This window comes from Glutamicibacter sp. JC586 (assembly GCF_009805585.1).
Lineage (GTDB): Bacteria > Actinomycetota > Actinomycetes > Actinomycetales > Micrococcaceae > Glutamicibacter.
Map to the genome: position 1 here is coordinate 187,898 of NZ_VHIN01000009.1, position 24,559 is coordinate 212,456.

The 24,559-nt window shown below is 56.6% G+C and carries 24 protein-coding genes; 4 read left to right on the forward strand and 20 right to left on the reverse strand.

Annotated features, from left to right (window positions below):
* From FJV47_RS07315 to FJV47_RS07330, 4 genes are all read right to left on the reverse strand, one after another.
* Positions 1-1,566, reverse strand: coding sequence for a transporter (locus FJV47_RS07315; protein ID WP_159611542.1), 1,566 nt, complete (start codon positions 1,564-1,566; stop codon positions 1-3).
* Positions 1,542-2,306 (reverse strand): ABC transporter ATP-binding protein, encoded by a 765-nt coding sequence (locus tag FJV47_RS07320; RefSeq protein WP_159611543.1) that lies wholly within the window; start codon positions 2,304-2,306, stop codon positions 1,542-1,544. The genes FJV47_RS07315 and FJV47_RS07320 overlap by 25 nt, the downstream gene beginning before the upstream one ends.
* A 122-nt stretch (positions 2,307-2,428) precedes the next feature.
* Positions 2,429-3,340 (reverse strand): co-chaperone YbbN, encoded by a 912-nt coding sequence (locus FJV47_RS07325; RefSeq protein ID WP_159611545.1) that lies wholly within the window; start codon positions 3,338-3,340, stop codon positions 2,429-2,431.
* Positions 3,341-3,345: 5 nt separating this feature from the next.
* Positions 3,346-5,055, reverse strand: coding sequence for a hypothetical protein (locus FJV47_RS07330; protein WP_159611547.1), 1,710 nt, complete (start codon positions 5,053-5,055; stop codon positions 3,346-3,348).
* Positions 5,056-5,216: 161 nt separating this feature from the next.
* Here FJV47_RS07330 and FJV47_RS07335 point away from each other — a divergent pair, with 161 nt between their 5' ends.
* Positions 5,217-6,533 carry an AI-2E family transporter gene (locus tag FJV47_RS07335; protein ID WP_159611549.1) on the forward strand — a complete coding sequence of 439 codons (1,317 nt, stop codon included), beginning with the start codon at positions 5,217-5,219 and terminating at the stop codon, positions 6,531-6,533.
* A gap of 28 nt (positions 6,534-6,561) precedes the next feature.
* Here FJV47_RS07335 and FJV47_RS07340 read toward each other — a convergent pair whose 3' ends face one another.
* The gene (locus FJV47_RS07340; protein WP_159611551.1) at positions 6,562-6,912 is read right to left on the reverse strand and encodes a hypothetical protein; all 351 of its coding nucleotides are present in this window, start codon (positions 6,910-6,912) and stop codon (positions 6,562-6,564) included.
* 59 nt (positions 6,913-6,971) lie between these two features.
* On the opposite strand from FJV47_RS07340, the gene nucS reads away from it, so the two are divergent.
* The 3 genes from nucS to FJV47_RS07355 all read left to right on the forward strand — a co-directional run bounded on the left by nucS (position 6,972) and on the right by FJV47_RS07355 (position 9,777).
* Positions 6,972-7,667, forward strand: a complete 696-nt coding sequence (gene nucS, locus FJV47_RS07345) for an endonuclease NucS (protein ID WP_159611553.1) — start codon at positions 6,972-6,974, stop codon at positions 7,665-7,667.
* 99 nt (positions 7,668-7,766) lie between these two features.
* Positions 7,767-8,489 carry a DUF4126 domain-containing protein gene (locus FJV47_RS07350; RefSeq protein WP_159611555.1) on the forward strand — a complete coding sequence of 241 codons (723 nt, stop codon included), beginning with the start codon at positions 7,767-7,769 and terminating at the stop codon, positions 8,487-8,489.
* A 79-nt stretch (positions 8,490-8,568) separates the two neighbouring features.
* A complete protein-coding gene (locus FJV47_RS07355; protein WP_159611557.1) occupies positions 8,569-9,777 on the forward strand; it encodes an N-acetylglucosamine-6-phosphate deacetylase in 1,209 nt (402 codons plus the stop codon).
* Positions 9,778-9,850: 73 nt separating this feature from the next.
* Here FJV47_RS07355 and FJV47_RS07360 read toward each other — a convergent pair whose 3' ends face one another.
* From FJV47_RS07360 to rho, 15 genes are all read right to left on the reverse strand, one after another.
* The gene (locus tag FJV47_RS07360; protein WP_159611559.1) at positions 9,851-10,279 is read right to left on the reverse strand and encodes a DUF2550 domain-containing protein; all 429 of its coding nucleotides are present in this window, start codon (positions 10,277-10,279) and stop codon (positions 9,851-9,853) included.
* Positions 10,280-10,287: 8 nt separating this feature from the next.
* Positions 10,288-10,557, reverse strand: coding sequence for a F0F1 ATP synthase subunit epsilon (locus FJV47_RS07365; protein ID WP_131087871.1), 270 nt, complete (start codon positions 10,555-10,557; stop codon positions 10,288-10,290).
* Positions 10,558-10,559: 2 nt separating this feature from the next.
* Entirely contained in the window at positions 10,560-12,005 is a 1,446-nt protein-coding gene (gene atpD / locus FJV47_RS07370) for a F0F1 ATP synthase subunit beta (protein ID WP_159611561.1), read from the reverse strand.
* Between the two features lie 36 nt (positions 12,006-12,041).
* Complete coding sequence (locus FJV47_RS07375) at positions 12,042-12,935, reverse strand: F0F1 ATP synthase subunit gamma (protein WP_159611563.1); 894 nt, start codon at positions 12,933-12,935, stop codon at positions 12,042-12,044.
* A gap of 76 nt (positions 12,936-13,011) precedes the next feature.
* Complete coding sequence (gene atpA / locus FJV47_RS07380; protein ID WP_159611565.1) at positions 13,012-14,649, reverse strand: F0F1 ATP synthase subunit alpha; 1,638 nt, start codon at positions 14,647-14,649, stop codon at positions 13,012-13,014.
* Between the two features lie 123 nt (positions 14,650-14,772).
* Positions 14,773-15,585: a F0F1 ATP synthase subunit delta gene (locus FJV47_RS07385; protein ID WP_159611567.1), complete on the reverse strand. Its 813-nt coding sequence runs from the start codon at positions 15,583-15,585 to the stop codon at positions 14,773-14,775.
* Positions 15,585-16,139, reverse strand: coding sequence for a F0F1 ATP synthase subunit B (locus FJV47_RS07390; RefSeq protein WP_159611569.1), 555 nt, complete (start codon positions 16,137-16,139; stop codon positions 15,585-15,587). Before FJV47_RS07390 ends, FJV47_RS07385 begins: the two co-directional genes overlap by 1 nt.
* A gap of 80 nt (positions 16,140-16,219) precedes the next feature.
* Positions 16,220-16,426: an ATP synthase subunit C gene (locus FJV47_RS07395; RefSeq protein WP_022876338.1), complete on the reverse strand. Its 207-nt coding sequence runs from the start codon at positions 16,424-16,426 to the stop codon at positions 16,220-16,222.
* A 105-nt stretch (positions 16,427-16,531) separates the two neighbouring features.
* A complete protein-coding gene (gene atpB, locus FJV47_RS07400; protein ID WP_159611571.1) occupies positions 16,532-17,323 on the reverse strand; it encodes a F0F1 ATP synthase subunit A in 792 nt (263 codons plus the stop codon).
* Positions 17,324-17,609: 286 nt separating this feature from the next.
* Positions 17,610-18,044, reverse strand: a complete 435-nt coding sequence (locus FJV47_RS07405; protein WP_159611573.1) for a hypothetical protein — start codon at positions 18,042-18,044, stop codon at positions 17,610-17,612.
* Between the two features lie 168 nt (positions 18,045-18,212).
* Positions 18,213-19,331, reverse strand: a complete 1,119-nt coding sequence (locus tag FJV47_RS07410; RefSeq protein WP_159611575.1) for an MraY family glycosyltransferase — start codon at positions 19,329-19,331, stop codon at positions 18,213-18,215.
* Positions 19,328-20,011 carry an L-threonylcarbamoyladenylate synthase gene (locus FJV47_RS07415; protein WP_159611577.1) on the reverse strand — a complete coding sequence of 228 codons (684 nt, stop codon included), beginning with the start codon at positions 20,009-20,011 and terminating at the stop codon, positions 19,328-19,330. Before FJV47_RS07415 ends, FJV47_RS07410 begins: the two co-directional genes overlap by 4 nt.
* Positions 20,012-20,053: 42 nt before the next feature.
* Positions 20,054-20,914, reverse strand: coding sequence for a peptide chain release factor N(5)-glutamine methyltransferase (gene prmC, locus FJV47_RS07420; protein ID WP_159611579.1), 861 nt, complete (start codon positions 20,912-20,914; stop codon positions 20,054-20,056).
* 8 nt (positions 20,915-20,922) lie between these two features.
* The gene (gene prfA, locus FJV47_RS07425) at positions 20,923-21,996 is read right to left on the reverse strand and encodes a peptide chain release factor 1 (RefSeq protein ID WP_159611581.1); all 1,074 of its coding nucleotides are present in this window, start codon (positions 21,994-21,996) and stop codon (positions 20,923-20,925) included.
* A 165-nt stretch (positions 21,997-22,161) separates the two neighbouring features.
* Positions 22,162-24,435, reverse strand: coding sequence for a transcription termination factor Rho (gene rho / locus FJV47_RS07430; RefSeq protein ID WP_159611583.1), 2,274 nt, complete (start codon positions 24,433-24,435; stop codon positions 22,162-22,164).
* Between the last annotated feature and the right edge of the window lie 124 nt (positions 24,436-24,559).

A 24,559-nucleotide genomic window follows, 5' to 3' on the forward strand; every position in this document is an offset into this window, starting at 1 on the left:
CTATTTGTTCACCATAACCGCTTGCATCAGTTCCGGTGCACGCTTTTCGTACCACTTGCCACCAAGAATAATTCCAAGGATCAGCAATCCGATGCCTTCAACTAGACCGACGGCCAGGGCAACCAGGCCAAGGGCCTGCGACTTTTGAAACCACCCCATCAAGTATGGAATCAGGACCGGCAGTAGCAAGATGGCCATAGAACCAATGGTCCCGAGCTGGGTCAGCGCCACGCGCATTCCGTTACCCGGAGGAGTTTTCATCGGGTTGTCCCCCGGCAAAGGAACCGCGTAAATATACCGGGCCGAGGCCAGTGAAGAGACGCCCAAAGCGATGAGCAAGGCGGCCAAGGAGATTCCCAGATCGCCAGCGATCCGCCAGGTTTCTCCCGCTATTGCTCCGGGCAAAATGGCGGCCAGCAGCACCGGAATGATCGACAGCGCAAAACAAGCAAAGGCTCGCCCAGCCCTGTCCGCCCTGCCCTGAACACCGGTGAGAACATGCAACGCAAAAGCGGTGTTGTCATAGGAAATATCTGCCGAAATGGAGAATCCCAGCAGGATGCCAATCAACGGGCCAATCAAATACATCATGGTGTAATCGCCGGACTGATTGCCGGTGAACCAGAAAATCAGGGGAAGCACCGGTACCATCAGCACACCGATGGCATAGCGCGGATCTTTGAACCAGTAGGTGAGCGCACGCGCCGTCACAGCGCCCGTAGGAGTTGCGGGCACAAACTTGAAAAAGCCCAAACCACTTTGTTTCGCCGCGCGTTGTTCTGGTGGTGGGGTCACGGTGGCCTCCGCTGTAGCCCTAGCCACCAAGAAGTACAGTCCGCCGAGGTATATCACGGCGAGTAGCAGACAGATGGCGAACTTCGCGAAGTTTGACTCGGATAAAGCTCCCGGTAGTGCCGCGGCAGCTCCAAATGGCGTGTAGGACAGTACATTGCTCAGTGGCGAGAGCCAGTCCGTCATGCTCTGCGCAGCACCGGCCACTGAAGAGATGATCGGTCCAAGGCAGATCAGCACCAGGAACAACAGCGCGAAGGTCAATTCGCGGAATCGCCGCTTAGCCCGCAATGCGGTGGAGACAATAGTCAGGTACTGACATACGAGCACTGCCATGGCCGCGGTGACCAGTGCGGCAAGTACCGCCGCCACCATCGGCCCAGCTTCAAAACGCCAGAGTAGAGTTCCGCCGAGCAAACCAATGATGGTCAGAATGGCTGGCAAGGAGATAAACCCGGAGAGCACCAAGGCTGGAGCCAGAATCTTTTGTGAGATCCCAAAGTGCACAAAGCGAGAAGGCTCAAGGGTAAGATCCACGCCGGTCAACAGCGGTGGAACGATCGCCCAACCCAGTACCACCACCGAGGCAAGTACGATGCTCAGTTCGGCAGCGTTCTGCGTTTGCCCCGCCGAATAGAAAGCGGCCAAGGTGAGCATGACGATCATCCCTAAGGCGTACACGCCACCGATGATTACACCGATCAGTTGTCCAGTGGAACGCTTAAAACCGTTGCCCAGGAGTCTGAGTTTTAGTTTGAGGATGTGCGCAACCATGACAACCCTTCATTGTTTCCGCGTCCGCCGACAAGATCTACGAATCGATCCTCAAGGCTCATGTCGCCACGTACTTCATCCACCGAGCCCTGTGCCTTAAGCACACCACCGGCAATGACTGCCACGTGCGTACACATGCGCTGTACCAAATCCATCACGTGCGAGGAAACGATCACGGTACCACCGTAGGCCACGTAGTCGTTGAGAATGTCTCGAATGTTCGCTGCGGAGACTGGGTCTACGGCCTCGAACGGTTCATCAAGGACCAAAAGCTTGGGCGAATGGATCATCGCGGTGGCCAGCGAGATCTTCTTGGTCATACCGGCCGAATAGTCCACCACCAGCTTGTCGCCGTCGTTGGACAAGTCCATCACTCGAAGGAGGTCCTCGGTGCGTTCGGTCACCTCGGCTCGCTCCATGCCCCGCAACAACCCGGAATAGGTCACCAGCTGTCGTCCGGTGAGCCGGTCAAATTGTCGAACACCGTCGGCGAGTACGCCCAAAGTGGACTTGGCGGCCTGTGGCTGCGCCCAGATATCTAGGCCATTGACCAGTGCTTGACCTGCGTCCGGTCGAAGTAGACCGGTGGCCATAGACAGCATCGTTGTTTTACCTGCGCCATTGGGCCCGACCAATCCATAAAAAGAACCGGTAGGCACCTCCAAGCTGACATTGTCTACTGCAACTTTGGGACCAAATTGTTTGGCGAGGCCGCGGATATCAAGTGCGATCTGATTCATTTCTTCAGCGTAGCAATAGCCCAAGTCAGTAAGCATCATCCTTTGGAATTACCCTTGGATACGACAAAGCGCCACGGTCCGGAAGTTCCTTACCTTGGACCGCGGCGCTTGATAGCCGTGATTTAGAACAGTACGCGCGCCAATTTCTGGCGGGACGCAGCCACGCGCGGATCAGTATTACCGACCACTGCATAGAGCTCAATGAGACGACGGCGAACGCGCTCACGCTCATCGTCGGCCAAGCGCGCAATGAGTGAAACTAAGCGAGCAAACGCGTCTTCCACGTGCCCACCGATGACATCTAGATCAGCCACGTCCAACTGGGCAGCAAGATCCTCGGGATTCTGTGCAGCCAGTTCGCGGGACTTGTTCAGATCCAGATTCTGCGTACGTGAGAGCAAACGAACCTGATAGATGCCAATCTGAGCTTCGTGATCGTTGGGCTTTTCATTTAACGCTTCATGGTACGCAGCTTCAGCCGCAGCGTAGTCTCCCGCATCGATGGCGTCGACAGCCTTCTGATGCAATGGAGGCAGCGCTGGCTCGGTCTGCGTTGGCGTGCCGGAGAACGGAGGAACCGTGCCGGTCAATCCCTGCTGGATAGCCAACTGCTCAAGCTGTACCAGGAGCTGACTGATTTGTTCTTCGGCGGCAGGGCCTTGGAACAGTGGCACTGGCTGACCCTTGACCAACGCAACAACCATCGGGATTTGCTGGGCTTGGAAAGCCTGAGCAATCTGCGGGTAAGTTTCTGCGTCAACCAAACCAAGAACAAACTTACCGTCCTTGGCATCAACTAAACGGGTCAGCGTTGCGTCAAGATCGGCCGATACTTGCACACGAGGCGAACCCAAGGAGACGATGGCGGCAACACTTTGGGACAGGCCCACAAATTGCTGGAATGCCGCTTCATCTAACTTGGTGGTCCAACTGGCAGCGGTTGGGGCCGGGCTATCGGTGGCCTGCGGTGCCTGGTTAGCCAGTGCCGACAGGTCCACCGCGCCACGAGTCGATGGGATGTTCTCTTGTGTCATGGGTACTAGTCAACTTCTTTCACGCTGAGCAGGACCTGGTCAGCCGAGATCAGCTGGATCTTATCGTCGGAATCGGCAGCTGGAATGTAGAACATCACCGGTTCGGCATAGGTGCTCTCCACATTGCCAGTGGATTCATTCTTACCCAACAATTGCTGGGTGAGCTTATCCGAGCTCTTGAGCGGATCAGCATCCTTGGTGCGTTCGAACAATGCCTTGTTCTCCAGCTTGCCTGCAACAATTGCTCCGCCATCTGGGGTGGAAACAGCGTACGTGTCGGTCTTGGTGACCGAGCGCTTGTAACTCACATCGGCCTCATTGGCGTCCTTGGACTCGGTCTTCTGAGCTGCGTGGATAGCCTTGATGAAATCGGAATCAGCAAACTTATCGGCCTGCTTCGACTTCTCGTTGGTCAACACATCACCTAAGGCATCCAGTGCCTTTTCTGGGGAAAGCAGTAGATCCTTGGCATTGGCGGTCAGCTGCTTGGTTGCTGGGTCACCAACGGCGATACCTGGGAAGGAAGAGCTAGGCAGCATCTGTCCGGCAAAGACGACCTGATAGTTTTCGCGCGCGCTCTTCTGTACCAAGGTCAAAGCCTGTGGAAGGGTATTAGCATCGTTGTCCTTGGCAGTGACAACGGAGATTACACGAGGGAACTTTGCCTCACTTGCGTTAGGCACCGCTGCCGAGCGCAAAACCTGGGTGTTCAAGGTCTGTGGCTTGTCCACGCGGAACTTCTTCTTGAGCATGTCATAGCGCTGCCCACGAAGGTACTTGAACGCTCCAGCGGCGCGAGACTCCAAGGCCTTCGCATCGTTCTTCTCATCGGCGGCTTCCACCTGCTTCTGAACATCCGCTAGGACGTTCTTCAGCTGTTCTTCGGTCAGCACTGGGAACTGGGTAGTTTCCTTCGCGCTGCTTGAAGTTGGGGCAGATTCATCAGCAGACTGCGAAGCCGCTGGGCTGGAACTAGCATCGGCGGACTTGGAAGCAGACTCCGAAGGTGACGCGCTGGCATCATCCGATGGCTGCATTGGCAGGGTCACCCCGGAAATCGCCAGGGCAACAACGGCAGCTGCTGCTACCGAGTGCTGAGTGTTAGCGCCCTTGGTCTTTGGCTTGTTCGGGCGCATGACCAGCAGGGCCAGTCCGAAGACTAGCAACAAGGCGCCGGCAATGATCAGCGGCAAGGCGAATGGCATCGCGTCGTCGTTAGCGTAGGTTACGGAAATATCCACGGGAGCGGCGTCCTTTCCGTCAGCAGCCAAAAGTAGCGACCAATCACCGGAATCTGGAGCAGTCCAACGGTAGGTCATGGTGCCATCGGCCTTCTGGGAATCGAAGAAGATGTCATCACCAGCAGGGTTTGGAACCTGCGCGTCGCCCTTGACGTATTCGGCGATCATCTTGTGGTTCTCGGTATCGATACCGGTCAGCGACACGTGCGCTGCCTTATCTACCCAAGCGTCAACATCGTAGCTACGGCCGAGAGACGCGGTGAATTCACCTTTGCTCTTGATAACTAGATCAATGGGGTCAAGATTAGAGTCATCGATCGATGGTTCGATCAATGTCAGCGGCGCCTCACCGTCCAATTGCGGCATTGAAGCGGTGACCGTTTCGGGCGGGGCCCAAAAGGTCTTCTGTCCGATGCCTACAACAAGGGCCGCGGCCCCCAGAAGCATCGCGATCACGGAGATTACTTTTCGCACGAGTTCACCTATTCGCCTACGTCTCACAGCAGTTCTGTCCCAAGTCTAACGAGTCCGGCGCGATCATGGTTCCGTTCTTTGGTTGTGAAGTGACTCATGAGGTATTGCACTCGGTGTCTTGAAGCACAAAATCGTGCCGAACCCGCGATATGCTCAGTGCCATGGAGCCAGATCAGCCGGAAGAACGTCGTGATCCTCGCAGGAGCGACGAAGCCACTAACGCGCCACAATCCGGTGCAGAATCATCAACGCCCGAACCACAGACTCACGGTACTTCCGCCCAGAGTGACTCCGCTACTTTGCCGACGCAAGCGCTATCGGCGCCGAGCGGCCTGTTGCAACGGTTTGGCACAACGCTGAACAAATTCTTTAATGTTCCTGCGCGCGCCGCGGCATTGGGCGAGGAACCGGAGCACCATTCGGATGAGGTCTTTGATCCTTTCCCTATGCTTCATCCGATCTCCATGGGCTTCCTTGCCACTATTGGCGTGGGTTTGGCCCTTGGCGGCTACTATGTCCTGGCCAATGTTGGCTCCTTGCTCACATGGATCGCCATTGCCCTGTTTATCGCTCTGGGTCTAGATCCAGTGGTTCGATTCTTGGTTCGTAAGGGGCTCTCGCGGCCACTGGCTGTTGTGGCCACCATGGTGGGGTTGTTGCTAATTTTTGGCGGCTTCATGGCTTTGATCATCCCTACCTTGGTCAATCAAATCTCCACGTTCATTGCGCGGGCACCTGAGATAGTGGCCGATTTTTTGAACACACAGTGGGTGCAGGACATCGACACCCAGTACGCGCTCACCGAAAGAATTACCGAAGAGGTGGATCGTTTCTTTGGTGACTCGGGCGCCGTCACCAACGTTTTTGGTGGCGTTCTCGGCGTGTCGCAAACGGTCGCGCAATCCATGTTCGGTGTGCTGATCGTTTTGGTGTTGGCCATTTACTTCCTGGCGTCATTACCCGGCATGATGGGCTTCTCGTTGCGCCTTGCCCCACGTTCCAAGCGTGAACGCGTGACCGAATTGGCCGAACGCATTACTCGTTCGGTGGGTAACTACGTAATGGGTCAGGCCACCGTGGCGATACTCAATGCGCTGGTGGCACTGCTATTGATGACAATTCTGGGCGTCCCATTCACTGCCTTGCTGACCTTGCTCGTCGCGGTTCTAGCCTTCATCCCGTTGGTCGGTGGAGTGATCGCCGGCATTCTGGTCACCTTGGTGACTTTGTCACTGGGTTGGCAAACCGCGGTGATTTATGCGGTGTGCTACTTCGGCTACCTGCAGGTTGAAGCCTATTTCGTCTCCCCACGCATCATGCGTCGAGCCGTTGCGGTGCCAGGTGCCGTTGCGGTGATCTCCGTGATTGCGGGTGGAACTCTGGCGGGTGTGACCGGTGCGTTGATGGCTATCCCGGTGGCGGCCAGCGCCATGATCCTATTACGCGAAGTATTTATCGCACGACAGGACCGGCGTTAATCCTGACTTTCACCGCCGAGATGAAGTCCTAATAACGATATGAGCGGGTATCCCAGCAATGCGGATGCCAGTGTCGTCTGGCGTTGGCTGCGGCGTCATCACCAGACCAATGGTCCGCTCGCCACGCCACCAGATGCCCTACCCCAACGCCGATCTGTCGGTTACATCCCGGGCAAGTGTAAACCTTGCTGGCATTCATCGGTGAAATTTGGCGTACGTGCCATTGGCCGTCGGGCGCATCTTGCAGGCGAACCACACCAAAGCGGGCTTTCTGCAGCCAATCATCACTGCCAGCTTCATACTCTGATTCTTCGTTATAATTCCGCGCCTTGTTCACACGTGAGCTCTTAGGGCGGCGAGGTCGATTTGAACGAGGCATGTCATTAATCATGCCGTATCTCCCAGCTCTTTACGCAACCACCTAGTAAAGTGTGTGAGGTGCGTTTAGTGGTTGCAAAGTGTTCAGTAGATTATGAGGGCCGTCTTCGTGCCCACCTCCCGTTGGCGACTCGTCTGGTGATGGTCAAGGCCGACGGCTCGGTGCTCATTCACTCAGATGGTGGTAGTTACAAGCCATTAAACTGGATGAATCCCCCATTAACTCTTCACGAGATTGAACCCGATGAAGATGCAGCGGCTATGGGTGCAATCGCCACGTGGACCGTGTCCAGCGCGAAGACCGATGATAAGTTAACCATCAACTTCCATAGCTTCGAGCACGACTCGGCGCACATTCTTGGCACCGATCCAGGGCTGATCAAAGATGGCGTTGAGGCAGACCTGCAGCGATTGCTGGCCGAGCAAATTGAACTGCTCGGAGAGGGTCATAAGCTTATCCGGCGCGAATATATGACCCCGATTGGTCCGGTCGATATCCTTGCCCGCGATCATCAAGGCGCAACCGTGGCAGTCGAGCTTAAGCGCCGCGGCGACATTGACGGTGTTGAACAGCTAACTCGTTATCTCGAACTGCTCAATCGTGATCCCCTGCTACGCCCGGTGACCGGAATCTTTGCAGCCCAGCAGATTAAGCCACAGGCCCGCACCTTGGCAGAGGACCGCGGAATCCGTTGCCTCACTTTAGATTATGATGCCATGCGTGGTGTCGATGACTCGGCCGGTCGCCTGTTCTAATCTCCCTATCCCCTCAAGTTCGATTCACTGCTACTGTATTTTGCACCAACACCTGATTCTGGTGCTGCAATAGATCAGTATTCCGATTCAGGAGGAACTGTGGATCCGCTGACCGCTTCACTTATGGCCATTGGTAGCGGCTCTGCCGCAGGCCTTCGACCCTATTTCACTGTTTTGGCATTGGGGCTGGCCGGGCTTCTGATCCCTGATACCGCTCCCGATTGGCTGGCAACAACGGCCAACCAGATCCCCCAGAGCCTGTCTAACCCTTGGGTCCTAGGAATCTGTGCGGTGCTTGCCATTGGTGAAGCCGGCCTAGATAAGATCCCTTTTCTGAATCTGTCTATGGAAACCGTTTCCGTGTGGCTGCGCCCGATTTTCGGCGCCCTGGTGGGCGTAGGTCTAGGGGCCAATTCCAGTGTTGAAGTGGCGGTGCTCACCGGGCTGCTCGGAGGCGGTTCGGCCCTGAGCGTGAGCTTGGGCAAATCTTCGGTGACCGCGGCAAGCAATGTCGTCCTGGAACCGCTCACGCAGTGGGTGCGTAGCCTCATCGAGGATTTTGGTGCCCTCGTTCTTGTCTTTGCTGCAGTACTGCTACCGGTCCTCGCTGCGCTGCTAGGTATTCTCGCCATAGTCATTGGATTCTTGCTCTACCGCATGTTCCGGCGGGTCTACCGCTCGCTCAAGCAGAGTTTCGGCAACGTTGCACAAGGCCGACAGACTGCTCGCAACGTGCGTGAGGCACAGCCAGAGACCGTCCAGAGCCCTACAGCGATGCAAACCCTGCGACAACTCGCTGCACACCCCGAAAACGCTGACTAAACTGCCCCAAGTCGATTTGCAGAAATTCATTTGTCTTCAAGCCGGTGACTAGATGCAATCTCTCTTCTAAGCTGGGAACATGACTACAACGCGCTATGCACTTTTCGCCACCCTAGTTTCCGATGGACTTGAGGTGACTGACGGCGTGTTGGCCGTTGACGGTGACCGCATCAGATTCGCTGGAAACGTTGATGACTTCACCGCCCTGCCTGATTCGGCAGACTACGAGGTCCGCAAGCTCGACGCCGGGTCGATCATCATCCCAGGCCTTGTTGATTTGCACTGCCACGGCGCCATGGGTGCAGATTTCTCCGCCCCTGATCATGCAACCATCACCGATGCCCTTGAATTTTTACACCGTAGTGGAACCACAACGCTGCTCGCATCCTTAGTCACTGCCGAACCGGATGCCATGGTTGCCTCCGCGGAGATACTGGCGGAGTTTGCTGAAAGTGGCAAGATTGCTGGAATCCACGCTGAAGGCCCGTTCCTATCCTCTCAGCGTTGTGGCGCCCAAGACCCATTTTCACTTCGCGACCCGGATCCAGAGTTGGTCTCACAGTTGGTCGCTGCCAGCCGCGGTCAGTTGCGCACCATGACCTACGCACCAGAATTGCCAGGCAGTGAAGATCTCATCGAACAGCTCGTCTCCCACGGTGTAGTCCCTTCCCTGGGCCATACCAACGCCAGTGCCCAGGTGGCCGCCGATTCGCTGCGATTCGCCCGCGAAGAACTGCGTAGCGCTGGGGTGGATGGCTTCACCGAACGCCCCACTGTCACTCACCTGTTCAATGCCATGCCATCCCTGCACCACCGGGAACCGGGTCCGGTTGCCGCCTGCCTTGAGGAAGCCGCGAACCACAATGCCTTTGTGGAACTGATCGCTGACTCAGTGCATCTATCCCCCGATACAGTTCGGTTGGTATACCGCCTGGTGGGTGCGAACAATATTCTGCTCGTCAGCGACTCCATGGCTGCCACCGGCCTGCAAGATGGCGCCTATACGCTGGGTCCTCAAGACGTGAACGTGGTAGAAGGTCAGGCCCGGCTGGCAAAAGATGATTCATTGGCCGGTGGCACCAGTACCTTGCTTGAAATTCTTCAGCACACCGTGGCCGCCGGTGTTCCACTGGTGCAGGCAGTAACTTCTGCGACCAGCATTCCAGCCTCGCTCATCGGTCTGGCCGATGAAGTTGGGTCACTGCATTATGGATTTGCTGCGGACGCACTAATCTTAGATTCTCATCTGCAACTTGCCCAGAGCATCCGAAAGGGCGACTACCTCTAGGCAGATCCACTGATTGAGGATACGTGAAAGCCACCGTGAGCCTTGGTTCACGGTGGCTTCTTCGTATCAAGTTTTAGATCTGCCAGCTTCCGGCAATCGGCCCGGCTTCAAGCCATGCCGAAAAACCAGTGTAGTCACGATAGTCCATGGCTAGCAGTAGCTCTTCCCCGTTTCTGGTGAGCATCACGATAATAAATCCTGGCGGGATGCGTGAGGATTCATCATCGGTGGCTCGCCGGGTTCCGGAAATATCCAAACCCCGTCGGTTCAGTTGGAACCGTGGTACCGGCGAAACAGAGAAAAACCGCAACAGATCTATATGTCCGCCGCCGTAGCGGCCGATGACCATCATCCATTTGCCCTGAGGCGTTTGAATGGAGGCATCAAAGGTGCCCAGCGTGCGCCGCAATTGAATGCGGCGCACAGCCATGGCGCCAAAGAACATTGCAATGCCGATCAAGATCAGCAGAGCGATTAGAACTGGTGCGGTTATCTCAAACAATTCATCGCCTACGCTGCGGTACCAAGCACAGCGTTGTCAGCAACGATCACGACGCGGTCAGATTCAACGGAGAAGAATCCACCGTCAACCTGAACCGAGAAGCGTGACTCGGACACTGGATCGATTTCCAGGTCCCCAGCGGCAAGCACCGAAAGCATCGGAACGTGACCAGGCAATACGCCGATCTCGCCGTCTACCGAGCGAGCCTTGACCAGCTTCGCAGCGCCGGACCACACGAAGTGATCCGCCGCGACGATTTCGACCTGAAGCTCAGCCATAACTAGCTAGCCTTCTGGATTTCGGCCCACTGGCGCTCGACGTCGTCAAGACCGCCGATGTTAAAGAACGCCTGCTCTGCAATGTGGTCCAAGTCGCCATCGCAAATAGCCTTGAAGCCTTCGATGGTGTCCTTGATCGACACGGTCGAACCCTCAACACCGGTGAACTGCTTTGCGGTGTAGGTGTTCTGCGAAAGGAACTGCTGGATACGACGTGCGCGAGCAACGACGATCTTGTCCTCTTCGCCCAGTTCGTCGATACCCAGGATCGCGATGATGTCCTGCAGTTCCTTGTTCTTCTGCAGAATAGCCTTCACACGGATGGCAACATCGTAGTGAGCCTGGCCGATGTACTGCGGATCAAGGATGCGCGAGGTCGAAGTCAGCGGATCGATCGCTGGGTACAGACCACGCGACGCGATTTCACGCGACAGTTCGGTGGTTGCATCCAAGTGAGCGAAGGTTGCTGCTGGAGCCGGGTCAGTGTAGTCATCGGCCGGGACGTAAACAGCCTGCATCGAGGTGATCGAGCGGCCCTTAGTCGAGGTGATTCGTTCCTGAAGCAGACCCATTTCATCGGCCAAGTTCGGCTGGTAACCCACGGCGGAAGGCATACGGCCCAGTAGGGTCGACACCTCGGAACCGGCCTGGGTGAAGCGGAAGATGTTGTCGATGAACAGCAGCACGTCCTGGTTCTGAACATCGCGGAAGTATTCCGCCATGGTCAGTGCCGACAGTGCCACGCGCAGACGAGTTCCAGGTGGCTCATCCATCTGACCGAACACCAAGGCGGTGTCCTTCAGAACGTTAGCCTCATCCATTTCGACCCAAAGGTCGTTACCCTCACGGGTACGCTCGCCAACACCAGCGAATACCGAAGTACCACCGAAGTTACGTGCAACACGGGTGATCATTTCCTGGATCAGAACGGTCTTGCCAACGCCAGCGCCGCCGAACAGGCCGATCTTTCCACCCTTGATGTATGGGGTGAGAAGGTCGATCGACTTGATGCCGGTTTCCAGCATTTCGGTCGAGCCTTCAAGTTCGGAGAACTTAGGTGGCTGACGGTGGATTGGCCAACGCTCGGTGACCTGAATCTCCGAGTTATCAACGTCCAGGGCGTCGCCCAATACGTTGAAGATGTGGCCCTTAACGCCGTCGCCTACTGGGACGGAGATAGCAGCGCCGGTGTCGGTCACGGAGGTACCGCGGACCAGGCCGTCGGTGGCCTGAAGCGATACCGCACGAACTAGGCCTTCACCGAGGTGCTGGCTGGTTTCGAAGGTGATCTTCTTGGTTTCGCCGTTGAGGGTCAGCTCAGCGGTCAGTGCGTTGTAGATAGCAGGCAGTGCGTCGGCTGGGAACTCGACGTCCACGACCGGGCCAGTCACGCGCGCGATGCGACCGATGGCCCCTGCGGTAACCTGCTCGTTGAGTTGGGCAGTCATCTTTCTCACTTCTTGTCTGGTCGGAACTAGGGGGAATTAGCTGTTCAGCGCGTCTGCGCCGGCAATAATTTCCGATAGCTCCTGGGTGATTTCAGCCTGACGGGCATTGTTGAGCAATCGTGTGTACTTCTTGATCAGTTCGCCGGCGTTGTCGCCTGCAGCCTTCATCGCGCGCTGACGTGCAGCAAGCTCCGAGGCTGCGGACTGCAGCTGGGCGTTGAACAAGCGGGACTCGATGTAGCGTGGAAGCAGTGCGTCAAGCACTTCTTCCGCCGATGGCTCAAACTCGTACAGTGGCAAAAGCTCGTCGGTTGGAGTCTCGGATTCATCCTCGACAACCTCCAACGGCAACAGACGGATGACCGTCGGTTCCTGCGTGACCATCGACTTGAACTGGGTGTAAACGACGTGAATTTCTTCTACGCCACCCTCTTCATAATCGGTGTCGAAGTCCTCTAGGAGAACGTCACGCAGCTCGCGTGCGGTTTCGAAACGCGGAGAATCAGTTTCTCCGGTCCACACTCGTGCGTACTCTCGTGAACGGAAATCAAAGTAAGCCTGAGCCTTACGGCCGACCAAGTAGGTCTTGACTTCTTTGCCTTCTTCACGCAGGAGTTCCACAAGGTGCTCTGCCTGCTTCAGAACGCTGGCGGAGTAGGACCCGGCAAGTCCTCGGTCCGAGGTCATCACCAAGACCGCGGCGCGGCGTACCTGCGCCGGCTCGGTGGTCAGTGGATGCTCGACATCGGCCTGGGACGAGACGGCGGTTACTGCACGGGTAATCGCATTGGCGTATGGCAGTGATGCCGCGACACGCGTACGTGCCTTACCAATGCGGGATGCAGCGATCAGTTCCATCGCCTTGAAGATCTTGCGCATCGACTTGGTCGATCCGATCTTCTGGCGGTAGACCCGAATCTGGGCTCCCATGTGTGTCCTTTCCTTATCCCCTGTGCTGTTGTTGCGGCGCCGTTACCGGCGCCGCAACTTCAGCACAAGAAAATTGTCAGCGCTTCTGCTTGACGATCTGTTCCTGGTCAACGGACTCGGCGTTCAGAGCGTCATGCTCCTCGTGGCCAGCGGCAACCAGCTGGTCGCTGCCTGCACCGAAGAAGCCAGCCTTGAAGTCGGTGATACCGGACTTCATAGCTTCCAGGGTCTCGTTCTCCAACTTGCCGGTCTGGCCGATAACGGTCAGCACGTCGGTGCGGTGACGCAGGTAGTCAATGAACTCAGCTTCGAAACGGCGTACGTCCTCAACTGGAACATCGTCCAGGTAACCGTTGGTGCCGGCCCAGATCGAAACGACCTGATCCTCAACGGCGTAAGGGGTGTACTGACCCTGCTTAAGCAGTTCCATCAGGCGTGCACCACGGGTCAGCTGCTGCTTGGAAGCGGCATCCAGATCCGAAGCGAACATGGCGAATGCCTGCATGTCGCGGTACTGAGCCAATTCAAGCTTCAAAGTACCGGAGACCTTCTTCATTGCCTTGACCTGTGCCGAACCACCAACGCGGGATACCGAGATACCCACGTCGACAGCTGGACGCTGGTTAGCGTTGAACAGGTCCGACTGCAAGAAGATCTGACCGTCGGTGATCGAGATCACGTTGGTCGGGATGAACGCGCCCACGTCGTTTGCCTTGGTTTCGATGATTGGAAGACCAGTCATCGAACCTGCACCCAGCTCGTCGGACAGCTTGGCACAACGCTCAAGCAGACGGGAGTGTAGGTAGAAAACGTCGCCCGGGTATGCTTCGCGTCCTGGTGGACGGCGCAGCAACAGCGACACGGCGCGGTAAGCTTCAGCCTGCTTGGACAGATCATCAAAGACGATCAGTACGTGCTTGCCACCGTACATCCAGTGCTGGCCGATGGCCGAGCCTGCGTATGGTGCGAGGTACTTGAAGCCCGCTGGATCAGATGCTGGGGAAGCCACGATGGTGGTGTATTCCAGGGCACCCTGCTCTTCGAGGGTCTGGCGTACGGCAGCGATGGTCGATGCCTTCTGGCCGATTGCCACGTAGATGCAACGAACCTGCTTGGTTTCATCACCGGTTGCCCAGTTATCGCGCTGGTTCAAGATGGTGTCAACCGCGATCGCGGTCTTACCGGTCTGGCGGTCACCAATGATCAGCTGACGCTGGCCACGGCCGATCGGGATCATGGCGTCGATAGCCTTCAGACCGGTCTGCATTGGTTCGTGAACGCTCTTGCGCTGGGTAACGCCTGGTGCCTGAAGTTCCAGTGCACGACGTCCCTCGGCCTCGATTGGGCCAAGGTTATCCAGTGGTTCACCCAGTGGGTCAACAACGCGACCTAGGTAACCGTCGCCGACTGGAACCGAAAGGATCTCGCCGGTGCGCTCTACCTTCTGGCCGTCTTCGATGCCGGTGAAGTCACCAAGCACAACGACACCGATTTCACGGGTATCGAGGTTCTGGGCCAGGCCCAGGGTGCCATCTTCGAACTTCAGCAACTCGTTGGCCATGACGGAAGGAAGACCTTCCACCTTGGCGATGCCGTCGCTCGCGGCGACGACGCGTCCCACCTCGGTGCGCTCTGCCTTACCCGGTTCGTAGGAAGATGCGAACTCGTTTAGGGCATTGCGGACGTCGTTGGCATTGATGGTCAAATCGGCCATCTGCAGTCCCTGCTCTCCTAAATTGTGATCCACCCTCAAGAACGGTGGATCGATGTGAATGAAGTCTGTGTTGGTCCCGGAAAGCCGGAACCTCTGCCAGGAGTTAGCCTCCTGGCAAAAGTTCTAGCCAACCAGTGTGCGGCGCAATTCGGCCACACGTGATGCCACGGAAGCGTCGACTACTTCGTCGCCAACCTTGACTACCAGTCCACCGACAATCGATGGGTCGATAGTGGAGTTGAGCTTAAGCTGACGACCGTATAGCTTGTTCAGGCTGGTCTGCAGACGCGAACGCTGCAGTTCCGAAAGCTCTACAGAGCTGGTCACCGAAGCGATCCAACGCTGCTGGCGCTTGGCCACAAGCTCTACGAAACTTTCAACCAGCGTTGCAGGCTTCAAACCACGTGGGTTTGAAACAGCCTGAGCGATCAAAACCTGCGAGGTCTGCGACGCGGTAGGCACAAGCTTCAGCGCAAGATTGCGCTTAGCTTCAACTGGGGCCTGTGCATCATCCAACGCACGCTGTAGCTCGTGGTTACCACGCACTACCTCGATGAAGGAGAACAGATCCTGCTCCAGCTTGTTCAGTCCTGAAGCGCCGTTGTTCTGTTCAGCCACTGCGGTCACCGCAGTCACTGCCAGCGTTTCCAGCGCATCGCTAATGTCGCGTTCCGAGCTCCAGCGGGTTGAAGCCAACTGAGCGACGGTTTCCTCGGCAGTAGCCGAAACCTTACCGCGCAACAGCTGAGCCAAAAGGCTTGCCTTTTCGGCATCTTCACGGGCAGGATCAGTCAATGCTCGGCGAAGACCGGCATTTGCATCCAGTACTTCCAGGACCGCGAACAGTTCCTTTGGCAACTCAATAGATGCCAGTGCCAACTTGGGTTCCAAGAACTCCAAGGCCTTTGCCAATGACTCGCTCGATACACTTGCCATTAGTTCGATGCACCTGCGCTCTGCTGAGATTCCAGATCATTCAGGAAGCGATCAACCACGTGCTGTGCACGGGCGTCGTCCTTCAGAGCTTCGTCAACGATCTTGCTTGCAAGCTCGGTGGCCAAGGTGCCCACGTCGGTGCGAAGCGATGCCTGAGCAGCTACGCGCTCAGCCTGGATCTGACGCTGAGCCTGCTCGCTGATGCGAGTAGCCTCGTCGGTTGCTTTGGTCTTCAGATCTTCAAGGATCTGAGCGCCTTCGCTGCGAGCTTCCTCGCGGATGCGGTTCGCTTCGGTGCGTGCTTCTAGAAGCTGAGCCTTGTACTGTGCCAAGGTCTCCTCTGCTTCCTTCTGCGCTGCTTCGGCCTTCTCCAGGCCACCCTCGATCGCGGTAACGCGATCTTCATAAGCCTGCTCGAACTTCGGAGCAATCACCTTGATGACGATGAACAGGAGCACCGCGAAGCCAACGCCTGTGGCGAGAATTTCCCACGGGTTAGGCAGCAGCGGATTGACCGATTCTTCCGCAGCGAGGATGAAGTCAGTGCTATTCATTCTCACCATTCCTTATCTAATAGTTTCCACTTGTGTGTATGCCTCGCGATAGTGGCGAGGCCACTACAGCCGGGAAGGACTTACTTGATAACGAAGGCGAAAACCAGGCCAAGGATGGCCAGTGCTTCAGCAAGTGCGAAGCCAAGCATTGCGATTGGCTGCAGGATGCGCTGTGCTTCTGGCTGACGTGCAACACCATTGATGTAAGCAGCGAAGATCAAGCCCACGCCGATAGCCGAACCAATTGCTGCCAGACCGTAACCGATCATGTTCAGGGAGCCGCTCATGCGATTTTTCCTTTCAAGATACCGTGCTTCTTAGCCGGTAGGTTGTGGAGGTTTTCCTTGAAGGTCCAAGGAAGAACTTTTGGGATTTAGTAAATAAGAAATGGCCTAGTGGGCGTCAGCTTCAATTGCACCCTGGATGTAGATCGCGGTCAGCAGCGTAAAGACAAACGCCTGCAGAACCATGATCAACAATTCAAGGAAGTACATTGCTACGTAACCGACGATTACCAGAACACCAACACCATTCAGTGCCAGCTGGTCCTGGACGACGATCAGGTAACGAGCACCTGAGGCTGCCAGCATCACAATGATATGGCCTGCCAGCATCGTTGCCATCAAACGCAGCGAGTGCGTCAGCGGGCGAACGATGAAGTTAGAAATGATTTCCAAAGGCACCAGCAGGATCAACATCACTGGGCTGACACCTGGTGGGGTGACTGCCAACTTGAAGTAACGGATACCGTGGTTCTTCAGACCTACAGCAATCCAGGTGCCGTAGATGATGATGGCCATCGCGTATGCAGAACCAGCGTGTGAGAACGATGGAAGCTGCAGGAACGGAATCGCACCGAAGAGGTTGTTGAGCAGTACGAAGAAGAAAGTCGCGAACAGCAGCGGAATCCATGGGCGGAAGTTCTTCTCGCCGATGATGTCGCGGCCGATGCCGTTACGCACAAAGGCGTAACCGGACTCAGCGAGGTACTGCATCTTGCCTGGAACCAATTTCGGGTTCTTGATGGCCGTGGTGAAGAACCAAGAGATAAGCACAACCGACAAAGCGATCATGAGCATCTGCTTGCCGAAACCAGTACCGTACTCAGCTGCCCAAGGGAAAATCTCAGGTAGGTGGGTATCATGCACGGTTGGCGGGATAAAGCCGCCTTCTTCGGAGGCCATTGGGAGCGCAAACGCGAACAACGCGCTGTCCTCTCTGCAGTAACGGTCACGGGCAAAAGGCGGTGACTGGCGGAAACTGCCTCTCACCGTGTGAAGAAAAGATCAAACGGGATCTCATCACAGCCGTTGCCAGAGGCATCAACCCTGATGAGGCGCCATCAGCAGGTTTCCCTGCGAAAGCATTTAGTATCCAGCCTTACGCTTTAATGCGCTCAGCTAAAAATGACCCGTAGTAAGCTTATCAAACTCACAGCATTCCTTGAGACATATCGCCTTCGGGAAATCTCTAGTCCTCGTTGTAGATAGCAAGACGAGCCTTCATGAAAGCTCGCACTTCACCAATCTGCCAGGCAACGAGTGAGATTGCTGCTGCAAGAACGAATCCCTGTCGGTTGACCCATTCGGGCAAACCCAGGTTCAACAACACGAAGGCGATACCAAAAACCTTGATGACATATGCGCCCAAAAACGCGGGCATAGCCCACGTGCGGCGAATTCGTCCCGCTGCTTCGGCGATCAAGATGCCTATAGCAAAAAAGCTAATGACTATCCCTGCCGCCAATGCGCCCGACTGCGCGTATCGAAGATCTGCAACCAACCACGAAATCAGGAAAAATGCGGCGGTGGCAATCAGCGAATACACCAGTGACAAAGCCAGAATCGGCAACCAGATGGACTTCTCAGCTGACGAAACACTGATGCGGGCAGAACCAGAAGTCATGTCCGCAACCTTTCTTCGTCAAATTCGAGGAACCATCATGCACCAACGATGCTGATGAAACTTGAAACTTCCGCTCACCCAAAAAGAGCGTCCGGAAGAAGATCCATTCTGAATTCTACACGAGATAGAAAGCCCTTGCTTGCGGGTTACATGGCCAACCGGCCAGGATCAGGCCTTGCCTAGACGCTTGCGTAATGCAACAAATCTGCGCAAGACCAGGGGCCACCAGGTGCCAACCGCAGCGGCAAGGAAGAGTAGCAAGGCTACAGGCGCCACGAGCACCACTGGAATGAAGGCAACGGACACCACCGATACGGCAATTACGGCCGCCCAAATGTAGAGCAAGATCACTGCACGGCGCACCGAATGGCCCTGAGCCAACATGCGATGGTGAATGTGTTTGGAGTCCGGGGAAAAGGGTGAGCGTTTGTTAGCCAGCCTGCGGAACACCGAGAGTACAAGGTCTAGTACTGGTAGGAAGACGATAACCATCGGCAAAACCACTGGCATATAGGCGGGAATGTTGCGGAAGCGCTGTGCTTCAAGTCCACGCACGTCACCAGTGACCGCGATGGCAGCTACCGAGAGAATCAACCCGATGGTCAGCACCCCGGTCTCCCCCATGAAGATATTCGCGGGGTTGAAGTTATGCGGCAAGAATCCTAAGCACGCCCCCAAGAGCAAGGCACATAACAACGCGCCGACATTCGCGTAGTCATCGGCGCTGACGTGGGTGGCCAGCACGTAGGAATAAACAAAGAACGTTGCCGCACCTATGGCGGCAAGGCCCGCAGCCAATCCGTCCAGTCCGTCAGAGAAATTGATGGCATTCATCGTAAGTACAACCAAAAAGACTGTCAGTACAATCTGTAGCCATTGTTCGTGGATCTGCCATGACCCCACTGGGAGCGACTGAATCAATACCCCATGGGTGGCCATGATGAAACCGACGAGAATTTGCCCTAGCAGCTTGATCCACCACCGTAGGTCAAACATGTCATCGGCCAGGCCGAGGATCAAAATGACCAGTAATGCAAAACTGAGGCCTTGCGGCACGCTGCCGCTAAAAACTCCCCTGAAGAAGTGGAAGTTCCCGGCGAACCATAAACCCATGCTGAAGGCAGCGATGATTGCCACCCCGCCGAATTTCACAATTGGCACCTGATGCTGATCGCGATCACGCAACAGCTGGTTGCTGGTAAACCGGTGCCCTACCGAGCGCACAATGGGAGTCAGCACATAGGAAGAGGTGAAGCTAAAGGCGATCAGCAGTAGGTATATTCTCATGCGTCCTGGCCCGGGGCATCCTGTCCCAAGTCGAGCACTTCAGGAACAACAACGCGCAACTCCTGAATGGAAATAGCGCCGGCACGGACAACCTTCAAAAATTCACCGGTGCAGTCGATAATGGTGGACGGTGCCACGTCGTCTCCGATTTCGCCGCGTGACCCGCCATCTAGGTAGACATCTACCGATTCACCGAGTTGTTCTAGGGCGGAGTCAACATCCAAGGCGGCTGGTTGCCCAGTACGGTTCGCCGAAGACACAGCCAACGGACCAGTTTCTCGCAACAGTTCCAATGCGGTGTCATCGTTGGGCACACGCAGACCAACCGTTCCGCGGGTCTCCCCCAAATCCCAGGTCAATGAAGGCTGGGCCTGCAAGATCAGGGTGAGTCCACCAGGCCAGAATGCCTCAGCCAGCTTGCGCGCTGCATCTGGAATATCACGGGCCAGCCCGTCCATGGTGGCGCTCTGGGCAATCAGTACTGGCGGGGGCATCGTGCGTCCACGACCCTTCGCAGCCAAGAGCATCGCTACACCCTGCGGGCTAAAAGCATCAGCACCGATTCCATACACGGTGTCCGTAGGCAAGACGATGCATCGCTTCTGGGCCAAGGCGGTTTTCGCCGCAGCAATGCCTTCGGCGTGTTCTTGCTCGTTGCTTACCAAAAATCTTGTGCTCACGGGATCATTCTTTCATGCACTTAGCGTGCTCGGTGGTACTACTTAACGGTGTGGTGCGTATCCACAGGTTGCGCGGGCTCGCCCGGTGAGGTCCTCATGTCCGGTAACCTCGACGAATCCGGCGTCGCTGAGCATCGCAGCGGCGGCATCTTTCTGCACCTCTGCATGCTCCATGACAAAAAATCCACCAGGACGCAGGAGCTTCATCGCCTGTTCGGTGATGGCCCGAGGGATTTGCAGACCGTCCTGACCCAATCCATACAGCGCCATTTCCGGGTCGTAGTCGCGAACCTCAACTTCTCGCGGAATCGCATTCGGTGGGATGTAGGGAGGATTTGAAACCACCAAATCCATGGTGCCCTCCAGCTGAATGGGAAGTTTGGTGGCGTCCTGATGCAGCACCGTCACCTGATGTGCCTGCGCGTTGGCTCGGGTGTACTGAATCGCGTCATCGGAGAGCTCAACGGCCCAGACTTTTGAACCAGGGATTTCGCTAGCCAACGCGGCCGCGATGGCTCCAGAACCCGAGCACAAGTCAATGCACTGTGGTGTCCTAAGACCCTGTTGCGCCACAAAATCCAGCCCCAACTGAACTACAGATTCAGTTTCCGGACGAGGGGTAAAGACCCCCGGTCCGACCTTCAGTTCCAAATATCGGAAATGGGCTACACCAGTTAAATGCTGCAACGGCACACGGGTTCGCCGTGCAGCCACCAATTCGGTGAATTCTTCACGGGCTCCAGTCTCGAATTCTTCGCCACGCAGCTCGCGGAGTTTAAGTTCGGAACGATTGATGCCCAAAACGTGGCAGAGCAGTAGGTCGACGTCGACGCCGGGGCTTGGTACCCCGGCGTCGGCCAATGCCGCAATCGCCTGACGACGTACGACAGATAGTTCTTCCAATTCTGTTCTTACTCGCCCAGCGCTGCCAAGCGCTCTTCCTCATCCATCTGAATGCAGGATTCGATAACCGGCTGCAGTTCGCCGCCCATTACTGCGTCAAGGTTGTAGGCCTTGTACCCGGTGCGGTGATCAGCAATGCGGTTTTCTGGGTAGTTGTAGGTACGAATACGCTCGGAACGATCCATAGTGCGGATCTGGCTGGCACGCACTGCCGAGTTTTCCTCGTCAATGATCTGCTGCTGGTGAGCCAATAAACGCGAACGCAAGACGCGCATCGCGGCTTCACGGTTCTGGATCTGTGACTTTTCGTTCTGCATGGCCACCACGATGCCGGTAGGCAGGTGGGTAATGCGAACGGCGGAGTCAGTGGTGTTCACCGACTGACCACCAGGACCCGAAGAACGGTACACATCGATCTTCAGATCGTTCTGGTGGATATCAACTTCTTCTGGCTCATCAACTTCTGGCAATACCAGTACGCCGGCGGCCGAAGTGTGAATACGGCCCTGGGACTCGGTCACTGGCACACGCTGCACGCGGTGTACGCCACCTTCGAACTTCAGCTGGGCGTATACGCCTTCTGCTGGATCGTTGGACTTGCCCTTGATCGCCACCTGGGCATCTTTGTAACCGCCAAGGTCGGACTCGTTATAGGAGATCATTTCGACCTTCCAGCCCTTGTGCTCCGCGTAACGGGTGTACATGCGCAAGAGGTCGGCGGCGAACAGTGCTGCCTCATCGCCACCTTCACCACCCTTAACTTCGAGGATGACGTCACGGGCATCATTCTCGTCGCGTGGGATCAACAGACGGCGTAGCTTTTCTTCCAGCTCAGGCATCGCTGCGGTGAGGGTTTGCACCTCTTCTGCAAAATCTGGATCTTCGTCAGCCATTTCCTTGGCTGCTTCCAGATCTTCGGTGGCGCTGTGCCAGCGGTTGTAGGCCTCAACGATGCCGTTGAGCTGTGCGGAACGGCGGCCGAGCTTGCGGGCCAGCGATTGGTCGGCGTACACCGCCGGATCCGAGAGCTGCGCCTGGATCTGGGCATGCTCTTCTAGTAGCGTCTTGACGGATTCGAACATGGTGATGTGCTTTCCTTGTCGGCGGTGCCCGCGCAGTGAGACCAAAGGGCCTAACGGGCTGCTGAGATTAAATTCTAGTGGGTCAAACTCTCACTACGCGCCGATGGCGTCCAGCCAGCAGCCCGAGGTGGGCATACTGGCTGGACGCCATGGCGGGTAGAGCAACTAATCCTTGTTTGGGGTGGTCTTGTTGACCAGCATCAAGAATTCCGCGTTGGATTCGGTTTCGCGAATCTTTCCGGTGAGCACTTCCAGAGCCTGCTGTGGATCAATGCCCGAAAGCATACGACGCAGACGCCACATGATGCGCACCTCTTCGGCACTCATCAGCTGCTCTTCACGGCGGGTGGAAGAAGCGTTAACATCAACGGCTGGGAAGATGCGCTTCTCGGCCAGCTGACGTGAGAGGCGAAGCTCCATGTTGCCGGTGCCCTTGAATTCTTCGAAGATGACCTCGTCCATCTTGGACCCGGTCTCCACCAGTGCGGTGGCAAGGATGGTCAGCGAGCCACCGTTTTCGATGTTGCGGGCAGCACCGAAGAAACGCTTTGGTGGGTACAGTGCAGCCGAGTCGACACCACCTGAGAGGATGCGACCCGAAGCTGGGGCTGCCAGGTTGTAGGCACGACCCAGGCGAGTCATCGAGTCCAGCAGAACGACAACATCCATGCCCATTTCCACCAGGCGCTTGGCGCGCTCGATAGCGAGTTCAGCCACGGTGGTGTGGTCATCGGCTGGGCGGTCGAAGGTCGAAGCAATAACTTCGCCCTTGACGGTGCGCTGCATATCGGTAACTTCTTCGGGACGCTCATCAACCAGAACCATCATCAGGTGGACTTCTGGGTTGTTGGTGGTAATCGCGTTGGCAATAGCCTGAAGGATCAGGGTCTTACCGGCCTTAGGAGGCGAAACGATCAGACCGCGCTGGCCCTTACCGATGGGCGAAACCAGATCGATAACACGTGGGCCGACCAGTTTTGGATCGGTTTCTAGGCGCAGGCGCTCGGTTGGGTACAGCGGTACCAGCTTGTTGAACTCAACACGTTCACGGTTATCTTCTGGCTTCTTGCCGTTGACCGAAGTCAGCTGCACCAGGGCATTGAACTTCTGGCGTGGGTTCGGGGTCTCGCCCTCGCGTGGCTGGCGGATCGCACCAACGATGGCGTCGCCCTTGCGCAGGTTGTACTTCTTGACCTGACCCAGGGTGACGTAGACGTCGCTTGGGCCGGGCAGGTAGCCGGAGGTACGAACAAAGGCGTAGTTCTCCAGTACGTCCAAGATGCCGGCGATCGGCAATACGACGTCGTCTTCGCTCAGCTGTGGCTCGTCGTCATCACGGCGGTTGCGGCGGTTGCGGTTATTACGATCGTTGCGGTCGTTGTTGCGTTCGCGACGGTTATTGCGATCATTACGATCATTGTTGCGCTCACGGCGGTTGCCACGATCATTACGATCGTTGCGATCCTCGTTCTCGTTCTCGCCGGAGTCGTTGCGATCGTTGTTGCGATCGTTGTTGCGGTCGTTACGATCGTTGTTGCGGTCGTTACGATCGTTGTTGCGCTCGCGGCGGTTGCCACGTTCACGACGCTCTTCGCGACCCTCGGAGTTATTCTCCGACTCGGCTGCCTCATTGCGCTCGTTGCGGTCATTACGATCGTTGTTGCGCTCGCGGCGGTTGCCACGTTCACGACGCTCTTCGCGGCCCTCGGTGTTATTCTCCGACTCGGCTGCCTCGGTGCGCTCGTTACGGTCGTTGTTGCGCTCGCGACGGTTGTTGCGATCACGGCGATTGTTATTACGCTCACGACGCTCTTCGCGTGCATCGGTGTTGTTCTCGGTGGCTTCTGCCTTTGGCTCTGCCTCCAGAGCTACTGGCTGCTCAGCGTTTGCTTCGGCCTTGGCCTTGGAGTTGCGGCGCTGGCGTGGGGCCTTCTGCTCTACCGGTGCTGCCTCGGCCGGTTCTGCAACTGCTGGTGCTTCAGCACTTTGAGCTGGCGCTTGAGCAGCTGGGGCCTTACCGGAGTCGGTCACGCGACGCGATGGACGACGAGTGCGTGCTGGCTTCTGCGCTGGTTCAGCGTCGCTGGCAGGCTGAGCAACCGGCTGTTCAGCAGGTGCTTCTTCAGCTTCTGCTGCCGGAGCGCTCTTTGGTGCACGGCGGGAGCGAGCCTTGGTTTCGGTTGGTGCGGCATCGGTGGCTGGTGCCGTTGCGGTTTCAGCCTTTGCTGATTTTGCTTCCTTTGCGGCAACGGAGCCGCCGCGCTGATGATCGCCGATGGCCTTAACCAGATCAGCCTTGCGCATCCGCGATCCGCCGGTAATTCCCAGCTGCGAAGCCAACTGCTGAAGCTGGGTCATCTTCAAAGAGGCCAGACCGGCGCTCTTGTTTTCGGAAGTCTTGGTGTCCACGCCTTCGTTGAGGCTCGTGGTTTCGGTCACGAAAGTTCCTTCTGACTCGTAGGATGGGCCGCTTCAAGGCAGGCCCACTATGCCGTAAATGATGTGTTGTAGCCGAAGAATTCATGGCTACCGCACCTTCCGCCGAGCGTGCCCAGAAACCAGG

What these genes read in the sequence shown, in the direction of transcription:
- FJV47_RS07315 (WP_159611542.1), bottom strand. Translation starts at nt 1,566, where the DNA reads ATGGTTGCGCACATCCTCAAACTAAAACTCAGACTCCTGGGCAACGGT.
- FJV47_RS07320 (WP_159611543.1), bottom strand. Translation starts at nt 2,306, where the DNA reads ATGAATCAGATCGCACTTGATATCCGCGGCCTCGCCAAACAATTTGGT.
- FJV47_RS07325 (WP_159611545.1), bottom strand. Translation starts at nt 3,340, where the DNA reads ATGACACAAGAGAACATCCCATCGACTCGTGGCGCGGTGGACCTGTCG.
- FJV47_RS07335 (WP_159611549.1), top strand. Translation starts at nt 5,217, where the DNA reads ATGGAGCCAGATCAGCCGGAAGAACGTCGTGATCCTCGCAGGAGCGAC.
- FJV47_RS07340 (WP_159611551.1), bottom strand. Translation starts at nt 6,912, where the DNA reads ATGCCTCGTTCAAATCGACCTCGCCGCCCTAAGAGCTCACGTGTGAAC.
- FJV47_RS07355 (WP_159611557.1), top strand. Translation starts at nt 8,569, where the DNA reads ATGACTACAACGCGCTATGCACTTTTCGCCACCCTAGTTTCCGATGGA.
- FJV47_RS07365 (WP_131087871.1), bottom strand. Translation starts at nt 10,557, where the DNA reads ATGGCTGAGCTTCAGGTCGAAATCGTCGCGGCGGATCACTTCGTGTGG.
- atpD (WP_159611561.1), bottom strand. Translation starts at nt 12,005, where the DNA reads ATGACTGCCCAACTCAACGAGCAGGTTACCGCAGGGGCCATCGGTCGC.
- FJV47_RS07375 (WP_159611563.1), bottom strand. Translation starts at nt 12,935, where the DNA reads ATGGGAGCCCAGATTCGGGTCTACCGCCAGAAGATCGGATCGACCAAG.
- atpA (WP_159611565.1), bottom strand. Translation starts at nt 14,649, where the DNA reads ATGGCCGATTTGACCATCAATGCCAACGACGTCCGCAATGCCCTAAAC.
- FJV47_RS07385 (WP_159611567.1), bottom strand. Translation starts at nt 15,585, where the DNA reads ATGGCAAGTGTATCGAGCGAGTCATTGGCAAAGGCCTTGGAGTTCTTG.
- FJV47_RS07390 (WP_159611569.1), bottom strand. Translation starts at nt 16,139, where the DNA reads ATGAATAGCACTGACTTCATCCTCGCTGCGGAAGAATCGGTCAATCCG.
- FJV47_RS07395 (WP_022876338.1), bottom strand. Translation starts at nt 16,426, where the DNA reads ATGAGCGGCTCCCTGAACATGATCGGTTACGGTCTGGCAGCAATTGGT.
- atpB (WP_159611571.1), bottom strand. Translation starts at nt 17,323, where the DNA reads ATGGCCTCCGAAGAAGGCGGCTTTATCCCGCCAACCGTGCATGATACC.
- FJV47_RS07405 (WP_159611573.1), bottom strand. Translation starts at nt 18,044, where the DNA reads ATGACTTCTGGTTCTGCCCGCATCAGTGTTTCGTCAGCTGAGAAGTCC.
- FJV47_RS07410 (WP_159611575.1), bottom strand. Translation starts at nt 19,331, where the DNA reads ATGAGAATATACCTACTGCTGATCGCCTTTAGCTTCACCTCTTCCTAT.
- prfA (WP_159611581.1), bottom strand. Translation starts at nt 21,996, where the DNA reads ATGTTCGAATCCGTCAAGACGCTACTAGAAGAGCATGCCCAGATCCAG.